This window comes from Gordonia sp. PDNC005 (assembly GCF_016919385.1).
Taxonomy (GTDB): domain Bacteria; phylum Actinomycetota; class Actinomycetes; order Mycobacteriales; family Mycobacteriaceae; genus Gordonia.
Genome location: NZ_CP070351.1, coordinates 830,032 through 849,245, shown reverse-complemented (window position 1 = coordinate 849,245; position 19,214 = coordinate 830,032). Strand labels below are relative to the sequence as shown.

Genomic DNA, 19,214 nt, shown 5'->3' with positions numbered 1-19,214 from the left:
TCATGGCCACACGAGCCGACCTCAACGTCGCACCCGGCTCCATCGTCGTTGTGCGAGACGAAGAATGGCTCGTCACGTCGGCTGAGCGTGGTTCCGACGGTTGGCTTGTCCGAGGTCGCGGGCTATCAGAGCTCGTCGCGGACACCACTGCGACCTTCTATTCGAGCCTGGACACCATCGACGTCCTCGACCCGCGTGATGCGCGTGTGGTGGCTGACGGCTCGTCGGGTTATCGCGATTCCCGACTGTGGTTGGAAGCGCTGCTGCGCAAGACCCCGTTCCCCTACGGCGATCAGACGCTGACGGTGTCGACTCAGATGCTTGCCGATTCGCTCGGCTACCAGCGCGCAGCCGTGGCGAAGGCCCTCGACCCGCAGCACATCCGCCCACGCATTCTGATCGCCGACGCGGTGGGCCTGGGCAAGACGCTCGAGATCGGCATGATCCTCTCGGAGCTGGTGCGACGCGGGCGCGGCGAGCGGATCCTGATCGTCACGCCGAAGCACGTGCTCGAACAGATGCAGCACGAGCTGTGGTGCCGGTTCGCGTTGCCGTTCGTCCGGCTCGATTCGGCGGGCATCCAGAAGGTGCGGCAGAAGCTCCCGGCCACCCGCAACCCGTTCACCTACTTCAAGCGGGCCATCATCTCAGTCGACACTCTCAAGAGCCCCCGCTACAAGGCACACCTGCAGCGTCAGCATTGGGACGCGGTGGTGATCGACGAGTCGCACAACCTGACCAACGTCGGCACTCAGAACAACGAGCTGGCCCGCGTTCTCGCCCCGAACACGGAGGCCCTGATCCTGGCGTCGGCGACGCCGCACAACGGTAAAGAAGAGTCGTTCGCGGAGCTGCTGCGGCTGCTGGATCCGACGGCCGTCGCGGCGGACGGCTCGTTCACCAAGGACGACGTCGCTTCGCTGCTGATTCGCCGGCACCGGCACCACCCGGAGGTGGCCGCGGAGGTGGGCAGCGACTGGGCCGAACGCGCCGACCCGGTTCACATGCTCGTCACGCCGTCGCCCGCGGAAGACGCCGTCGCACAGGAACTCTCGCAGACCTGGCTGCACCCGGCGGCGGGGCGCTCCCCATACTCAGGGCAGACGAAGGCGCTGTTCCCGTGGACGCTGGCGAAGGCGTTCCTCTCCTCCCCCGCCGCGCTCGCCGAGTCGATCAAGCAGCGCCGCGGCAAGCTGGATGTATCCGTGCCCGAGCAGGCCGCCGAAGTCGCTGCGCTCACGACACTCAACGAACTGAACGTGCAGGCCCTTAACGACTCAGCTGGCAAGCAGGCCGCGCTCGTGCAGCGACTGAAGGAGATCGGCGTCGGCGCAAAGTCCAGCACCCGGGCGGTGGTGTTCGCCGAGCGGGTCGCGACGCTGCGCTGGCTCACCGAGCACCTGCCGAAGGAGTTGGGCCTTAAGGCCGAGAACGTGGCGATGCTGCACGGCGGCCTCTCGGACGTGGAGCAGCAGGAGATCGTTGACGGCTTCAAGCTGGAGACTTCCCCGATCCGGGTGCTGGTGACCGGCGACGTCGCGTCGGAGGGTGTGAACCTGCACGCGCAGTGCCATCACCTGATCCACTTCGACATCCCGTGGTCGCTGATCCGGATCGAGCAGCGAAACGGCCGCGTCGACCGATATGGGCAGAAGCATCCGCCGGTGATCTCGTCGCTGATTCTGGAACCGTCGGATCCAGACTTCTCCGGCGACCTGCGAGTGCTCTCGCGGCTGTTGGAGCGGGAGAATCAGGCGCACGGCACCCTCGGCGACGTCGCTTCACTGATGGGTAGGCACTCGGTGACTGACGAGGAGAACGCGATCCGCGACGTGCTGGTCGGCAAGTCCACCCTCGACGAGCAGATCCGCGACATCGACGACGTGGCCGCCGGCGACGACCTGGATGCGTTCTTCGCACAGTTCGACCTGGAGGAGACCGCGGACGACGCCCCGGAAGCCGCATTACCGCAGGCGCCACGGCAGAGTCTGTACGCCGACGACCTCACTTTCCTCGACGAGGCACTCAAGGCCGCGTTCCACGACGTTCCGCACGCGAGCATCGAGGCCGGCGGCGTCGGCTGGACCATCCACGCCAATCATGCGGTGGCCGAGTTGACGCCGCCGCGGGACCTGCGCCAGCGGCTCGGACAACTGCCGCAGAACTACCTGCAGCACGGACGGGTCCTCGAACGCCTCACCCTCGCCACCTCGCCGGAGGTCGGCAACGCGCAGCTCGCCGCGGCCAAGGAGGGCAAGGGCGTGGCGGGCACGACGTGGCCGGAGGCCCACTTCCTGGGCCCACTGCACCCGGTGCTGGACTGGGCGAGCGACCGCGCGTTGAGCGCGTTGGGCCGCAACCAGATCTTCGTGATCCGCGGCGACGTGGACGCGCCGACGGTGCTGCTGATGGGCACGCTGATGAATCAGCGCGGTCAGCTGATCTCGCGGGTGTTCTCCACCGCCCAATTCCCCAACCCGAACAACGCTTCGTTCTGCATGGTGGAAACACTGGCGGATCTCGACTTCCTCACCACCGACACCGGACTCCGACCCGGGTCGGCCAATCCCGGCGCGGTCGCCGACGCCGAACGATACCGTGCGTTGGTCCCGATCGCGGTGGATGAGGCGACCACAGCGATGCAGATGGTGCTCGACGCGCAGGAGACCGCCGCCACCGAGCGACTCGCGAACTGGCGGCGTCGCGCCGATCGCTGGCACTCGGGTGCCGAACAGCTCGAACTCGACTTGACGACCGGGCAGAAGAAGAAGATGGACACCCTGTCTCGCCGCATCGCGGAGGAGCAGCGCCTCGCCGAATCCCTCGCTCCCACCCAGCAGTTGGTGCGCCCACTGCTCTTGATTGTTCCCGGAGAGGACCAGTAGATCGTGGCGTCTTTCGATTCCATCGTCATCGGCGAGGACTGGATCAGCGAGCACTACTTCACCACCGACTCGGCGAAGGAGTCGTTCCACGGAAAGGTGCTAGAGCAGCGCAAACTGTGGGATGCCGAGAAGAAGGCTGGAAGGTCGACGGTCCGCGACGACCTGCTCGGGGCCACCACGGAGCTGCAGACAGCGTTGGCCGGACTCGCGGAGAACCCTGATGCCGCACCCGAGGCGCACGCCGTGACGCGGACCACGTTCGGTTACGCTGCCGGACTGTCGACGTTCACCGCCGAGCGGGCCGGCTCCGATCTGGAGATCCCTGACGCGAAGCTCGACGGCAACTCAAGTGTGCTGTTCCTGCAGGCAGTTCCTGTGGCATCGATCGAGGATCTTCTCGATCCCGATACCGGGCTGCTGATCACCCCTGCCGTCGAGGACGGCAAGCCGATCAAGTCCGCGTCCAAGGCCGTCTCCGCAGCGTTCCGCTCGGACTCGCCGCCGGCGTTCGTGGTGGTACAGGCCGGACAGTGGCTGCTGCTCGCCGAAGCGGAACGGTGGGCGGAGGGCCGCTACCTGGCCGCCGACCTGCTGGTGGTCGCCGAACGCAGGCACGAGGCGAAGGGCGGCGAGGTCGACCGCGTCGCTGCCATGTTCGGCAAGCAGGCGCTGCTACCGGACGCGGACGGCAGCATCTGGTGGACTGGGGTGCTGGAAGATTCGGTCAAGCACACCGTCGGTGTGTCGAAGGACCTGCGCGAGGGCATCCGGCTGTCCATCGAGATCATCGCCAACGAGGTAGTGAAGCGCCGAGCCGCTCAGGATCTGACGCTGGACGGGATCGACGGGCAGGATCTCGCGAAGCATTCTCTGCGGTTTCTTTACCGGATCCTGTTCCTGCTGTACGCGGAGGCATCCCCGGAGATGCAGGTACTGCCGACCGGTGCCGCCGAGTACGAGGAAGGCTACGGCCTGGATCGGTTGCGGGAACTGACGCTCACCGAGCTGGTGTCGGAACAGTCCCGCACCGGCACGCACCTGTACGAGTCCCTCGCAACGCTGTTCCGTCTCGTGGACCTCGGCCACTCCCCCGCCGTCCGGGAGAATGTCGCGGACGATCCGGCGCCGGGACTGGAGTTCGAACCGCTGCGCGCCGACCTGTTCAAGCCGGAGTCCACCGCCCTGATCGACGAGGTGGGCCTGGGCAACGAGGCCACGCAGCGGGTGCTCGAGTACCTGCTGCTGTCGAAGGAATCGAAGGGCCGCCGCGGCGCCGACCGCGGCTTCATCTCGTACGCGGAGCTGGGCATCAACCAGCTGGGCGCGGTGTACGAGGGCCTGATGAGCTACACCGGGTTCTTCGCCGAGGAAGACCTGTACGAAGTCGCGAAGAACGGTGACCCGGAGAAAGGTTCGTGGGTGGTCCCGACGAACCGCTCCGATCACCTGGATCCGAAGGACTTCGTCCGCAAGGTCGACGAGGCCACCGGCGAGGAGAAACCAGTACTGCACGAGAAGGGCACCTTCGTGTTCCGGCTCGCCGGCCGCGAGCGCCAGCAGTCAGCCTCGTACTACACGCCCGAGGTGTTGACGAAGTTCGTGGTCTCGCAGGCCCTCGAAGAACTGCTGGACCAGAACGACGAGCGGACAACGCCCGAACAGATCCTGGAGTTGACGATCTGCGAGCCCGCCCTCGGGTCGGGCGCGTTCGCGATCGAGGCGGTCCGCCAACTCGCCGCGGAGTACCTCAAGCGGAAGCAGGAGGATCTGGGTGAGCTGATCGACGCCGATCAGTACCCAGTGGAGCTGCAGAAGGTGAAGGCGCACATCGCCTTGCACCAGGTGTACGGGGTGGACCTCAACGCCACCGCAGTCGAGCTGGCGGAGATCTCGCTTTGGCTGGACACGATGGTCGCAGGCCTGCACGCCCCATGGTTCGGCCTGCACCTGCGCCGCGGCAACTCGCTGATCGGCGCGCGCCGGTCGGTGTACGCGCCGAGTCTATTGACCAAGAAGCAGTGGCTTAAGGAACCTGCGAAGGACGTGCCTCTCTCCTCGTTGGGTGAGCCTGGTCGAAATCAGACCGCCGCCGGCATCCACCACTTCCTGCTGCCGTCGGAGGGCTGGGGTGCGGTGATCGACACCGCCGAAGCGAAGACGTATGCGCCGGAGAAGCGTGAGGAGTTGCGTCTGTGGCGTAACGAGATCCGCAAGTCGCCGAGCAAGGCCATCGTGAAGCGTTTGCAGGCGTTGGCGCAGCGGGTGGAGACGTTGTGGGAGTTCACGCTTCGTCGGTTGACGATCGCGGAGTCGGAAGTTCAACGTGACATTCACCTGTGGAGTTCGGAGCCGGTCGAGCAAACCCCTGCGGTGACGCGTGAGGAGATCGAGAACGTCCTGAGCAACCCAAATGGTGCGTATCAGCGCCTGCGTCGGGTGATGGACGCATGGTGCGCGATCTGGTCCTGGCCGCTGACGACGGGTACCGAGCCGCCGGATTGGGATCAGTGGGTCGGCGGCCTCGAAGCTGTGTTGGGCGTGCCCGTGAAGGAGACCGCGGCCGAACGTCGCGGCCAGATGAGCATCGGCCGCGACACGAGCTGGCAAGAGCTCGGCTTCGCTGAAGAGAACGACCTGCTGCTGTCTCGGGCGATGGCGGTCGGGCATGCGTACCACCAGTTCCCGTGGCTCGACGTTGCTCAAGAGATCGCTGAGCGTCAGGGATTCTTCCATTGGGAGCTCGACTTCGCGCCGGTGTTCGCGCGCGGTGGCTTCGACCTGCAGGTCGGTAACCCGCCGTGGGTGCGGCCGGACTGGGACGAGGCCGGCGTACTCGCCGAGTTTGATCCGTGGTGGCAGCTGACAGACAAACCTGCGGAGCCGATTAGACGCCGCAAGCACGAAGAGGTCCTCGCCCACCCCCACGTACTCGACGCCGTTCTTGATGAGCGGGCAGAACAAGCAGGCACAAAAGAGAACCTCGGGTCCGGCGTCAATAGACCCGTCCTCACAGGGCTACATCCCGACCTCTATCGCTGTTTCATTGAACGCACGTGGCAATCAATGAATAAATTCGGGATCGTTGCCCTCATCCATCCAGAAAGCCACTTTACCGAACTCCGAGCACGAAACTTGCGGGCTGCAACATACATTCGACTTCGACGGCATTGGCAATTCAGAAACGAACGCAAGCTCTTCGAAATTGGCAACACCCGAGAATACGGCGTCCACATCTATGGGAGCGCTCAGAAACCCCGATTCATCCAGGGATCAACGCTCTTTCACCCGGAGACCGCTGAACGATCACTAACCCACGATGGCACCGGCTCTGCGCCGGGAATCAAGGATGCCGACGGAAGGTGGAGTGAACGCCCGCATTCCGAGCGGGTAATCGAAGTAACCGAAAGCCAATTGTCCACCTGGGCAAATCTTGCAGACGGCATCAGCACACGCCCTCTCGAAGCGCGACTAATATACCCGGTCAATCGCGCCAGCGCAAAAGTGCTAGACAAAATAGCTGCAGCACCACGCATTGAGTCGATCAATTATGAGTGGACTCGCGGATGGGAAGAAGACCGCGATCGAAAATCGGGATTCTTTAGCGCCAGCACGATCGCCGCTGATCGATGGGAAGACATCATATTCCAGGGACCGCACATTACGGTTGCCACGCCACTCTATCAACAGCCAGATCACGACTACAAGACATTTAAAGACTACGCCCCGATAGAAATTGAAGCGATCGATGAAGACTTCATACCTCGCACGAATTATCAGGTAGCAAAGCCGTACGACGAGTACATAGCAGGGTACCCGGAGTGGCAAGACGAACCGAGTTCATCTTTCTTTCGGCTCGCATGGCGCGAAATGTGCGACTCCGCCACCGTACGTACACTTCATTCGGCGATTTTTCCGCCTGGCCCAACACATGTAGGTGGAATTCTATCGCTGCGAGTCGCCGACCCCAATAATCTTGTCGTGTTGGGAGCTTTCACCGGTTCACTAACTGCGGATTTTCTTATCAAAGTCATGGGCGTCGGCCACATCAAGACATCCACGTTGGAGAAGATCCCCTTCGTCCGAGATCATTCACTCGAACGCGAGCTAATACTCCGAACCCTCCGCCTGAACTGCGTTGCTCGCCCGTACGCCGATCTCTGGGAGGAGCTGTACAACGATGCCTGGCAGCAGGATTCATGGGTTCCGCAAGTCGGCGTCGACTACGCCGACCGCACGCCGCTCGGCGAAGTCGCACCAGAATGGGAATGGGCCACTCCCCTCCGCCGCGCCGCCGATCGCCGCCAGGCGCTCGTAGAGATAGACGCGATCGTCGCGATCATGCTCGGCATTACCGCCGAGGAACTGTTGACGATCTACCGCACCCAGTTCCCGGTGTTGCAGAAGTACGAGCGCGAGGCCCTGTACGACGCAACCGGCCGCCAGCTCCCAACAAAGCTCGCGTCCGAGTTCCGCAAGAAGGGCTCCCTCAAGCCAGTCGACCTCACAGTAGACGGCATCGCGTATCAGGAACCCTTCACTGGTGTCGACCGCGAACGGGACATGGAGCTTGCACACAAACACTTCATCCAGATTGCCGCCGGCAGCGACGCCACACACTAGTTCGCGCATCAGCAAACGACTCAGCCAGAACAGGATTCGATCACAATGAGTGAAACGGGGGAGGTCGTCGTGACAGTTGACGCAGCCGAGGATGCTGCGTTAGCTCAGGCGGCCGGAAACTATGCTCTCCGCGGGCGAAACGCGAGATGGTCCGAGCTTGAGCCATCACGAACCGATGGGCCAGCTGATCCGCTTGCCGGGTACGAGCAAAAGCAGGTTCAGGAGGAACTTCTCCGGTGCCTCAATTCAGAAAGCCTCTCGATCCTCACGGGACTCGGAACCTCGCTGGGCATCCCGCCGAATAGCGGCGCCAAAGCCCCCACAATGTGGGACCTCTGGAACTCGGTAGCGGCGTTACCCGAGTTCAGTTCGATAGAGCCGCAGACACCCCAAGATATTCTAAATAGCCAAAACATTGAACACCTTCTGTCCCATGTGCAAGCTAGAATCAACGTCCACCCCATTGACGCAACCCTCGCTAGATTTCTTCAAAATGCCCAGGCCATAATACTGGCATCCTGCAGCTTTATCGACTCGGACTCCGAACTAGATGTTCATGAGTTGTTCCTACGAAAGGTGGGGCGGCGATCACCTCGCCACGAGCGCACGAAATTGTTTACAACCAACTACGACCTAGCATTCGAAGTGGCTGCAGCCCGTTCCCGGTTCCATTTTATCGACGGGTTTGCAAATTCCACAATCAACGAGTTTGACGCCAGTCTATTTGACCTTGATTTCGTTCGCCGAGGAAGCAACGGAAACATTTCCCTTGAGGGAAACGTGCTGCACCTACTAAAGTTGCACGGATCTGTTAATTGGGACGGTCACGCCTCCGAAACACGACGAACTTCAACCAGCCCTGCCACGCCTGTTCTCATATATCCTTCCGCTAACAAGTACCAGATGAGCTTCAGGCAGCCTTACCTTGAAATGATGTCCCGATTTCAGATCGCACTCCGGCAGCCTAATTCAGCACTAATTGTATCCGGATTTGGGTTCAACGACGAACATATCGTTGCGCCGATCGAGTCCGCAGTCCGGGGTAATGTTGGGCTTCGACTTGTGGTCGTAGATCCAAATATCAGAAATGAGCAGAAGCGCAGCGAGTTCTTGACATGGCTCGAGCGCCTAGCTCTGGCGGGGGACCACCGCATAACCCTAGTTGAAGGCACCTTCAGCGATCTGGTTCGACTCCTTCCCGACTCAGCCGAATACGACGAACGACAGGCGCATGCCGATCGCATCCAGCGAACTGAGCAGGGAGGTAGCTAGTGCCGATACTTCATCTATTTTCGCCTGAACGACTGGTCGGCACGGTGTCCCAAGTAACTGGCTCATATATTTCGGTTCAATTCCCGTACGCCGCCGGACTAGCCGAAAGTTACTTCGGTCAACAGGTCGAGCGCGGTATGGTCGGCGAGTTTCTCATCGCTGACGTGGGCCACATTGGCATCTTCGGTCGCCTAGTAGAGATAGGGACAGCAACGAAGGCCACCCGAGACCCCGGCAAACCTGAACGCGATCGCCGCCCCGGAGAGGGATTGGTGCATCTTCTATGCACTATAGAACCATCCGGGTCGTCGCAACGCGGCATCAAGCGTTACCCAAGAATTGGCGAAAGGGTCTACGCAGCGAGCATCGAGTCCATTAGTGCCGCGATTTCGATTGGGTCAACAGGCACGTCAGCGCAAGAAATTTCGATGGGATCCATGAGCATCGGAACTGATATCGAAATCAAACTTGATGTTCAGCGACTGTTTGGGCGTCACACTGCGGTAGTCGGGGCGACCGGCTCTGGAAAGAGCTGGACACTGGCTCACCTCACATCAAGTATCGCCTCCCAAGGAGGGCGCGTTGTCGTCATTGATGCCACGGGCGAGTATCACACGCTAGGAACGTCTGCCGACCATCTGGCACTCGGCTCCACCGACCAAGAACCCGATGCAAAGCTCGTTGGAGTGCCACACTGGCATATGCGAGAGTCCGATCGGAACGCATTCATTTCACCTTCAAGCGGATCTCAGCTTCCCAAACTGCGCTCAGCAATTCGTTCCCTACGCTTGCGTAGAGTGGCTGAAGACGCTGGGGTCGACAATTCCAAGCCTTTCTTCGAGTACATGCTTCCAGACGGAACACTCGAGAAAGCCAGCAAGGCACGCAAAGCTTTTGACGACGCGGCCCGCATCTACGCGAATAAGATCGAGGATGCGAACGCTCCCTTCGATATTCGATGCTTGGCGAATCAAGTTCTGAATGAGTGCATTTTCCCAACAGGCGGCAATGGAAGCACCTCCTTCGGACGAGCGGACCAAAATTCCCAGGGATACGTGGCGAGCATGGTCAATAGAATTGAGGATCTCGTTCAGACACCAGAAGTAATGTCGGTGGTCGGAGGCGAGAAAACAAGCGAAAGCCTGCTCACTGAAACTGAAAACTGGATCGCTACGGGAAAGTCGGGGATCCTGCGCGTATCGTTGCGGAATCTTACGTTCAGCCACAGCCTGCGCGAAATAGTTGTCAATGTCTTCGGCCATAAATTGATGTCATTGGCCAGACAAGGAAAATTCTTACAGAACCCGTTGGTTGTGGTTCTTGACGAAGCTCATCAGTTTTTCAATGTCACCGTGGGAGACGAAGTAACCGCATACCTGGATGCTTTCGATCTTATCGCCAAGGAAGGGAGGAAGTACGGCCTCATTATCTGCCTTGCAACGCAGCGACCGGGCGACCTACCCCCGGGCGTACTAAGCCAGGTCGGAATGCTCATAGTCCACCGTCTGGCGGACGGACGTGATCGCCAACGAGTTGAGCAAGCTGCTGCGGAGCTCGACGCATCCGCGTTGCGCCTGCTTCCCGGTCTTGTGCCAGGTGAAGCCGTATTCATGGGAGTTGACTTCCCTGTTCCGATGAGTGTTCACATGCAGCGCCCTGCCCACCCTCCTGAGTCCGACGGTCCCAGGTTTAGGACTGGATGGACCCGTAATCTTGTATCGACCAAATCCTAGTCAGATTCGCGATTCACTGAGCGATTGTTCTGGCTGTGAAAGGAAACCACTGTGGGGGCTCTACTTCCTACGCTCCAGGCCAACCACCTGCGCGAGGGCCTAACCGACTACCTCGCGACCACTTTCGCCCTCACCGACCCCGACGCACAGGGCGCCTTGTCAGACTTCGTCGGCCACCCCGCCACCGGCATGTTCAAGGGCCCCTACGTCCGCGTGCGGCTGCCGTTCGCCCCGGCGAGCGGCAACTGGGGCATGCACCTGGACTGGTGGCCAGCTGGATTCGCCCCTTACGGCCACCAGGCCGCAGCGTTCGAGCGCCTCTCCACCAAATTCCACACACGCCCACAGCCGACGCTCGTCACCACCGGCACTGGCTCAGGCAAGACCGAGGCTTTTCTCTATCCGATCCTCGACCACGTCTTGCGAGCCAAGGCCGCCGGCGTCACTGGGATGAAGGCGCTCATTCTCTACCCGATGAACGCGCTCGCAAACGACCAGGCCGAACGCCTCGCGCGCCTCGTCGCCGAGCACCCCGAGCTCTCCGGCGTCTCTGCCGGCCTCTACACCGGTGAACAGTCCACCGGCGGACGCACCAAGGTCAGCGACGAAGGTCTCATCACCGACCGCTCGTTGATGCACGCCGCTCCCCCAGACATCCTGCTCACCAACTACAAGATGCTTGACCACCTGCTGCTGCACCCCGATCGCGCCGACATCTGGCGCCTCTCCGCCGACTCGCTGCAGTACGTTGTCCTCGACGAGTTCCACACCTACGACGGCGCACAAGGCACCGACGTCGCCATGCTGCTCCGACGCCTCGGACTCACCGTCAAGGCGCACTGGACCGATGCCTCCCCCGTCACCGACGACGACCGTGCCCGTCCCCTCGGCCGCATCACCCCTGTCGCCACTTCCGCGACCCTCGGTTCTAAAGCTGAACCCACCGACATGCTCGGGTTTGCGCACACCGTCTTCGGCGAGCAATTCGACGCCGACGCCGTCATCGGCGAAACCCGGCTCACTGCCGCCGAATGGCTCGCCGCCCGCGACACCGCGCTCGACCGGCTGTACCAGCCCATTCCCAACCCGCCGATCGCTGACGCCGCCGCGCGCCTCGACGAGTTTGCCGTCAGCTCACCAACCAACGCAGCGCTGACCACCGCCGTGCTTGCCGAGCTGTTCGAGCGGTCGGAGGTGTTCGCGCGCACCGAATTGTTCGCGGCCACCGACGACCTCGACACCGATCGTCGCCTCACCCCCACCGACCTACGATCCCTCACACCCGTTGAACAACTGCACCTGCTCAAGGCGCACCCCCTGCTGACGCGGCTCCTCGACCACGCCGTCGACGCAACCTCCCTCGCTGACCTCTCCACGACACTGTTCGACGTATCCGCCACCGAGCGCGACACCCGCCGTGTTCGCGCCGCACAGCAGCGGTTCCTCGACTACCTCTTCGCCGCGCTGTCACACGTGCGCGCCGAGATCGGGCGTACCGCGTTGAACGTCGATGTGCACCTGTGGATTCGGGAACTCTCCCGCATCGACCGGGCCGTCGCCACGAACACCGCCTACCGCTGGTCCGACGACGGCGTCGACGAGTACGGCGACGTGATGCACCTGCCCGCCGTGTACTGCAGGCATTGCGGGCGCTCCGGGTGGGGTGCTCGCCTCGCCCCGACCGGCCACACCCTCGACGTCACCGACGAATCCATCCGCGCCGACCACGCCTCCGGTGCCTCCCGGTTCCGCGCATTGATCTCGGCACCCGCCGAAGCGCTGCTCGCCGCAACGCAACCGGATGAGCAGATCGAAGGACTGCGCTGGTTCCGCATCGACGACCGCGAGATCTCCGACGCTGCGCCCGATCCGGACAGCACCGAACAACTCGAAGGCAAGGTCCTCCCCGTCCTCACCCTCACCGGTGAGAGCGTCGAGGAGAACTCCAAGAACGACATGTGCCCGGCGTGCGGCGCCGCCGACGGTATCCGCTTTCTCGGCAGTGCCGTCGCCACCCAGCTATCAGTGACCCTGTCGAACCTGTTCGGGGACGCCCGACTCGACGCCGACGAGAAGAAGGCGTTGATGTTCACCGACAGCGTGCAGGACGCCGCGCACCGCGCCGGCTTCGTGCAGGCCCGTTCGCACACCCTCAGCTTGCGCTCCACCCTTCGGAGTGCGATCGGCGACTCCGTGCGCACGCTCCCGGAGCTCTGCGAAGCCGTCATCTCCCGCGCCGGCGACGATCCAAGTCGCCGCTATCATCTCCTCTCCCCGGACATCGTCGACCACGACGACTTCATCCCGTTCTGGAAACCGGATACGACGACCGCGGCCCGCAAGAAGGCCACCGCGAAGGTGCTGCGTCGCCTCGAGTTCGACATCGACCTGGAGTTCGGCCTGCAGTCCCGCCTCGGCCGCACGCTTGAACTCACGGGCAGCAGTGTCGCCGAAGTCGACCTAGGAGGCCCGGAACGTCCCGTCCGGCTCGGTCGCGCCGCCCTCAACGCCACCGAACACCAGCTGACCTTCGAGGCCCCGGACGCTGCGGCGATCACCCGCTGGGTCCGCGGCACTGTCGAACGCGTCCGGACCCGCGGCGCCATCCACCACCCGTGGCTGCGCAAGTACGTCGAGAAGGACGCCAACCGGCGCTGGGTCTGGGGTGCCCGCCCTAAGGGTGAAGGCATGCCGGCCTTCCCGAAAGGGCGGCCCGCCCCCGCGTTCCCTGCCGCCGGATCACGCACCGTCCCTGAGGGATTCGACGCGATCACAGCGCCGTCATCGTGGTACGCGCGGTGGGCATCCCAGTGTCTCAACGTCTCCCCTGTCGACGGTGGCTTCCTCGCCAAGTCACTCTTCGGGGTACTTGCCGAGCAGCGGGTGCTCACCGCCGACCTCACCGACGCCGGACTCACCGCCTACTCGCTCCCCGCCGCCGCGGTGATCGTGTCCACACCCGCCGATGAAGATCTCGTCGCCGCTCGGCACCTGCTTGTGTGCAGCATCTGCCAGACGCCGACGCCCGGTTCCGCCACTGTCATCGACCAACTGGACGGCGCCCCCTGCCTACTCGTCCGTTGCCCAGGCACCCTCGCCCGCGCACCCAAGGCGCAGAACTTCTACCGTCGGCTTTACGACACTGCCGAGATGAAGCGCGTCGTCGCTCGCGAACACACGTCCTTGCTGCCCACAGCGACCCGACTGGATTATGAGACCGCGTTCAAACGCGGCGGCGCCGACCCACAAGCCCCGAACGTCCTCGTCGCCACCCCCACCCTCGAAATGGGCATCGACATCGGCGACCTATCCACGGTGATGCTCGGGTCCCTACCGCGGACCGTGTCGTCGTATCTACAGCGGGTGGGCCGCGCCGGACGCCTGACCGGTAACTCGCTGGTCCTCGCATTCGTCCGCGGCCGCGGCGAACACCTGCCCAAGCTGTACGACCCGACGTCAGTGATCCAGGGCGACGTCCGCCCACCTGCCACCTTCCTCACCGCCGAGGAAATCCTCCAACGCCAGTACGTGGCGCACGTGATGGACCGGATGGCCCGCGATCCAAGCACCGTCGCACCCCGCGGTGCCCGCGCGGCACTCGGCAGCTTCGATCCGGGCAGTTGGATGGCCGATCTCCTCACCGCGGTCGACGCCGACGCCGACAGTCTCGTCGACCGATTCCTCGACCAGTTCGACGACGTCCTCGACGAGTCCACCCGGGAATCGTTGCGTACCTGGGCAACTCCAGATCTGGACGGCGGCCCGAGCGGACTCGTCACCGATCTACAGGAAGCCGTGCACCGCTGGAACCGGGATCTAACCGAAATCACTTCACGTCGTGCCGCGGTCGAAGCGGAGATGCCGGAATTCGAACGCCGCGCGTCGTCCCCCGCCGCCACCGACGACGACATGCGAGACCTCCGCGCAGCCAAGGGCTCACTGCGGCTGCTCGGCGGGCAGATCCACGACCTCACCGACGACTACTGGATCAGCGTCCTCGAACGGTACGGCGTTCTGCCCAACTACACGCTGCTCGACGATTCAGTCACCCTGGACGTCGGCGTCACCTGGATCGACCCGGACACCAACCAGTACATGGGCGAGGCCACCAGCTACCAACGAGGATCACGCGTCGCCCTCACCGAGCTCGCACCCGGTGCCACCTTCTACGCACAGGGTCTCGCCGCCAAAATCGACGCCGTCGACCTCGGCGCAGGTGAATCGAACATCCACACGTGGCGGCTGTGTCCGCAGTGCGGGTGGGCGGCGGTCACCCTCTCCGGCGAAGATCCTCCGACGATCACCGCGTGCCCCCGCTGCGGGAACACCGGCATCGCCGACGTCAGCCAGCAGCTCCACGTGGTCGAAATGGCACGGGTCTCCGCCGAAGTACGACGCGACGAAGCCTCCATCAACGACTCCCGCGACGAACGACACAAAGAGTCGTTCACCGTCGTCACAGCCGCAGACATCGACCCCGTGAACGTCGGGCGATCCTGGTACATCGGCGACCTCGCATTCGGCGCCGAGTACCTTCAGCGACTCGACGTTCGCTGGTTGAATATGGGCCGACGTACTTCGCAAGGCCGCAGCCGCACCATCGCAGGGCAAGACACCACGACCGGACTCTTCCGGGTCTGTTCGGCCTGCGGACAACTCGACACCGCTGCCGGCCGCAACAGTCGCTACGAGCACCGCACCTGGTGTCGGCACCGCAATGCGAGCACTGAGCACGTTCGTGAGATCGCGCTGGCCCGAACCCTCCGAACTCAAGGCGTTCTGCTACACCTCCCCCGCTCGCTGGAATACGACCAGTTTGCCCACCCGAGCCTGTCTGCCGCTATCCTGCTCGGGCTGCGGCAGGTGATCGGCGGCTCCCCCGAACACCTGGATGTCGCGACCATCACCGACGCCCTGCACGCCCCGAACCAGCGAGCGCTGCTCATCCACGACACCGTGCCCGGCGGAACCGGCTACCTCGCCGATTTTGCGGACCCCACGAAAGTGTGGGCCGTCCTCAACGCCGCGCGAAATGTTGTTCATGACTGTGATTGCGCCGATCACGACCGGCTCGCGTGCCACAAATGCCTGCTGCCTTTCGCGCCACCGCACGATCTCGACAAGGTTTCCCGAACTACGGCGCTCCGAATTCTCGACCAACTTCTCGCAGTCGACAATGCCGAACCGAATCGAGAGACGTGGCTCGCTGACGTCTCCGAGAAGATGCCCGCGAAGTCCGTTGGAAGCGATGAGTCGCCCCTCGAGAAGGAGTTCTACGTTGCCGTCGTCGCTCGGCTCCGAGCAATGGGCGCCACGATCAAGGAAACCCCCGGAACGTACGGCCCGTCCGCGACCATCGTGATGCCAGGCAAGAAGATCCGAACCTGGAAACTGACTCCGCAGGTCAACATGGCAACGTCGAAGCCTGACTTCGAACTTGCGACCACAGATCCTGACATTCCGCGGATTGCGATCTTCGCGGACGGCCGAGCCTTCCATGCAAGTTCCCGCTGCAATCGCGTAGCCGACGATGCAAAGAAGCGAGCGACCCTCCGCGAGCGCGGCCACGTTGTGTGGTCATTCGGCCACGAAGATCTGCAGCGGTTCCACAGTGGAGGAACAGTTGCTTCGACGTGGCTCACCGATCAGGGCATCGCCGTCGCCATCAAGGCCGGCAACCTTCGCCCTGCGATCGTCAAACAGCTACGATCCGACCCGATAACCGCTCTACTCGCGTTCCTCACCGATCCTGACACCACTGCGTGGGGCGACGTCGGACGCTGGCTGCCCATGGCGATGGTCCGCGCAGACAATCGCGTCAAGGGTGATCGATCATCGTTGTCGAATGCGGCAGAAGCCCTACTCGACGGTGCGACGGCGACTTTTGGCTCGGGCACCGACGTGTGCTGGACACACGTGGAGGGCGGCTTAGCACTGACCGCGGGCATGGAGTCACCGAACGTTTTCGGAGCGCTCCTAGCAGTCGATGATCGCGACGATGCACTCGAAGTTCTCGACGGCCAGGCATGGAAAGAGTGGCTCCGTCTCTCCAACTGGCTCGGACTCAGCGACCATCACCGCATCACCACGCGAACCCTGCTGAGTGACGCAGCTCTGCTCCCACCAGTCGCACCGAAGCCCGCGCGGAGAGAGCTATCCGCGGAGTGGCAGGCCGTTCTCGCTGAGACTGTGTCCTCAGCCGAGCAGGCCCTCGTTGTCGCCCTCGCGACCGCCGATCCGGAAATGCCAACGCCGACAGTCGGATACGAAACAGACGACGGTGACGTCATCGACTTTGTGTGGAGCGAGGCTCGTGTCGCAGTCGTAATCGACGAGATGTCTCAGACGGCCCATACGATGGCAGCCGACGGCTGGACGTTCTGCCCGCCCGATCCAGCAGCGATTCTCGAAGCGCTCATCAAGAATGGAGCAATCTAGATGGCGAACCTCGTCGTCGCATCGAACAACAAGTCGATGCCAAAGCTCGACGGCTCAATCAAAAACAAAGTGTGGACCTTCATCGAAAAGCTGTCGGTCGATCACACGGCACCTGGCCTTCACATCGAGCCCATCAAGGGGGCAGCGGACAAACGGGTCCGGACAGGCCGCGTTGATCTGAACTTCCGCGCGATCCTCTTTCGAGTCGACGACAAAGCTGGCACCGAACCGACGTTCATCTACATGGGGACATGGCCTCACGACGAAGCAAACAAGCTGGCCGAGACGTCGATTCTTCGGGTCAACCCGATCAACGGTGTACTCGAGGGCGTCATCGGCGAGATCGACGGGAACGATGATCGCAAGAAGCGCACAGTTGTCCCCGACCCCGATGGCACTCTGACAGCTGCGACTACTCCCCGATTCCTGGCCGACCTCGGATTCACGCTCAACGACTTCATCGACCAGTTAGGGCTGGATCCAGAGATCGCGACAGCCGCTCTCGCCGCGCCCGACGAAGACTCACTCATGGATGTGATCGGCAGGGCCGTCACCTGGCAGGGCAGTGCCCTACTCGACCTCGCCACCGGGATCGGGATTGATGAACTCCGCATCAAGTACGGTCTCGTCGACGCGCCGCCCGTCGATGATGAACTCGATGAGGACGAGAAGATCCTCAAGGCCCTCGACCAGCCCGCATCAAAGATGCAGTTCGCCTACATCGATGACGACGACGAGCTCCGTCGGGTGATCGAGAGCGAGACCTTCGCAGCGTGGCGTGTATTCCTCCACCCAGAGCAGCGCAAGTACGCCGAGAAGGACTACAGCGGACCGTTCCGCCTGTCGGGCGGAGCCGGCACAGGCAAGACAGTGGTCGCCATCCATCGCGCCCGGAATCTCGCCCAGCGGAACCCCGAGTCCCGCATCGTTCTGACGACGTACAACAAGACCCTCGCGCAGGCACTGCTGACAGACCTGACAATGCTCGATCCGGACATCCGCGTGGCAGAGAAGCCTGGCGACGTCGGTGTGTACGTCGGCGGAGTGGACGCCGTCGGATACGCAGTCCTCAAGAACGCTGACAATGTCACCCACGCAGCACAATCGATCCTCGGCTACACCGGAATCGATTCCCTGAGCACCCGGACCCGTTCGTCTGTGTGGCGCGATGTGGCCGCCGAGGTCGACGCCGGAATCGATACCAAGCTCGCAACACCTGCGTTTCTCGACAGCGAGTACGTCGCTGTCGTACTTGCCAACCGAATCACCAGTCTTGAGCAGTACGTCAAAGTCGCGCGCGCAGGTCGCGGTGTCCGCCTCAGCAGGCCACAGCGCATTGGGGTCTGGAAGATGGTCGAGGCGTATCGACGGCACGCACGGATGGATGGTTCGCTCAGTTACGCCGAAGTCCTGGCGCTGGCCGCCGAGTCTCTACGTCTGCGCTCTGAAGAAGGCCGCGGGTACTTGGCCGATCACGTCATCGTCGACGAAGCCCAGGACCTCCACGCCACGCACTGGGCTCTACTGCGGGCCCTGGTCGACGATGGAGTGAACGACATGTTCATCTCCGAGGACTCCCACCAACGCATCTACGGACAGCCCGTCGTTCTTGGTCGCCTTGGAATCAAGATCATTGGCCGATCGCGCCGCCTGACGCTGAACTACCGCACCACTGCGGAGAACCTTCACTTTGCGGTCAGCATTCTGAGCGGAGCCGAGTACCACGACTTGGAACAAGACGCTGAATCCACTACCGACTATCGGTCGGCACGTAGGGGTCCGACACCTACCCTCGTCGAGTGCGCGTCGGTCGCCGAGGAACTCGACAAGGTCGCGACCCAGATTCAGTCCTGGATCAGCGCAGACGTTGACCCCTCGTCAATAGCGATCCTGACTCGCTCGGAAGCCACACGGGACCAGTTCGTTCGCGCACTCGGCGAGCGCGGAACACCGGCCCGAGCGCTGGACAACAAGCACATCGCCAACGACAACGTCCAGGTCCTCACGATGCACCGATCAAAGGGAATGGAATTCTCTTGTGTCGTCCTCGCAGGAGTCGACGATGTCCATGTTCCGTCAGCGGCAACCCTGAAATCAGTTCCGGAAGAGGAACGAACTGAGGCGCTCCTCCGCGAACGGTCCTTGCTGTACGTTGCGGCCAGTCGTGCCCGTGACGCACTGGTCGTTACCTGGAGTGGACGGAAATCTGACCTGCTGGGCTAGTGTCCGAACTGACCAGACCGGCAGCTTCTAGCCAGGCACGGTT

The 19,214-nt window shown here is 62.7% G+C and carries 6 protein-coding genes; all 6 read left to right on the top strand.

Features of this window, described 5'->3' with window-relative positions; all coding sequences use genetic code 11:
* The first annotated feature begins 2 nt into the window (after positions 1-2).
* The 6 genes from JVX90_RS04085 to JVX90_RS04060 all read left to right on the top strand — a co-directional run bounded on the left by JVX90_RS04085 (position 3) and on the right by JVX90_RS04060 (position 19,171).
* A complete protein-coding gene (locus tag JVX90_RS04085; RefSeq protein ID WP_205331169.1) occupies positions 3-2,885 on the top strand; it encodes a helicase-related protein in 2,883 nt (960 codons plus the stop codon).
* A gap of 3 nt (positions 2,886-2,888) precedes the next feature.
* A complete protein-coding gene (locus tag JVX90_RS04080) occupies positions 2,889-7,505 on the top strand; it encodes a DNA methyltransferase (protein WP_205331168.1) in 4,617 nt (1,538 codons plus the stop codon).
* Between the two features lie 69 nt (positions 7,506-7,574).
* Entirely contained in the window at positions 7,575-8,777 is a 1,203-nt protein-coding gene (locus tag JVX90_RS04075) for an SIR2 family protein (RefSeq protein ID WP_205331167.1), read from the top strand.
* Positions 8,778-9,214: 437 nt separating this feature from the next.
* Positions 9,215-10,510 (top strand): ATP-binding protein, encoded by a 1,296-nt coding sequence (locus JVX90_RS04070; protein WP_205331166.1) that lies wholly within the window; start codon positions 9,215-9,217, stop codon positions 10,508-10,510.
* A 51-nt stretch (positions 10,511-10,561) separates the two neighbouring features.
* A complete protein-coding gene (locus JVX90_RS04065) occupies positions 10,562-16,948 on the top strand; it encodes a DEAD/DEAH box helicase (protein ID WP_205331165.1) in 6,387 nt (2,128 codons plus the stop codon).
* Entirely contained in the window at positions 16,949-19,171 is a 2,223-nt protein-coding gene (locus JVX90_RS04060) for a 3'-5' exonuclease (RefSeq protein ID WP_205331164.1), read from the top strand.
* Positions 19,172-19,214: the final 43 nt, after the last annotated feature.

Excerpts from the sequence above, each read along its gene's own strand:
- JVX90_RS04070 (WP_205331166.1), top strand. The coding sequence starts at position 9,215 with ATGAGCATCGGAACTGATATCGAAATCAAACTTGATGTTCAGCGACTG.
- JVX90_RS04060 (WP_205331164.1), top strand. The coding sequence starts at position 16,949 with ATGGCGAACCTCGTCGTCGCATCGAACAACAAGTCGATGCCAAAGCTC.
- JVX90_RS04085 (WP_205331169.1), top strand. The coding sequence starts at position 3 with ATGGCCACACGAGCCGACCTCAACGTCGCACCCGGCTCCATCGTCGTT.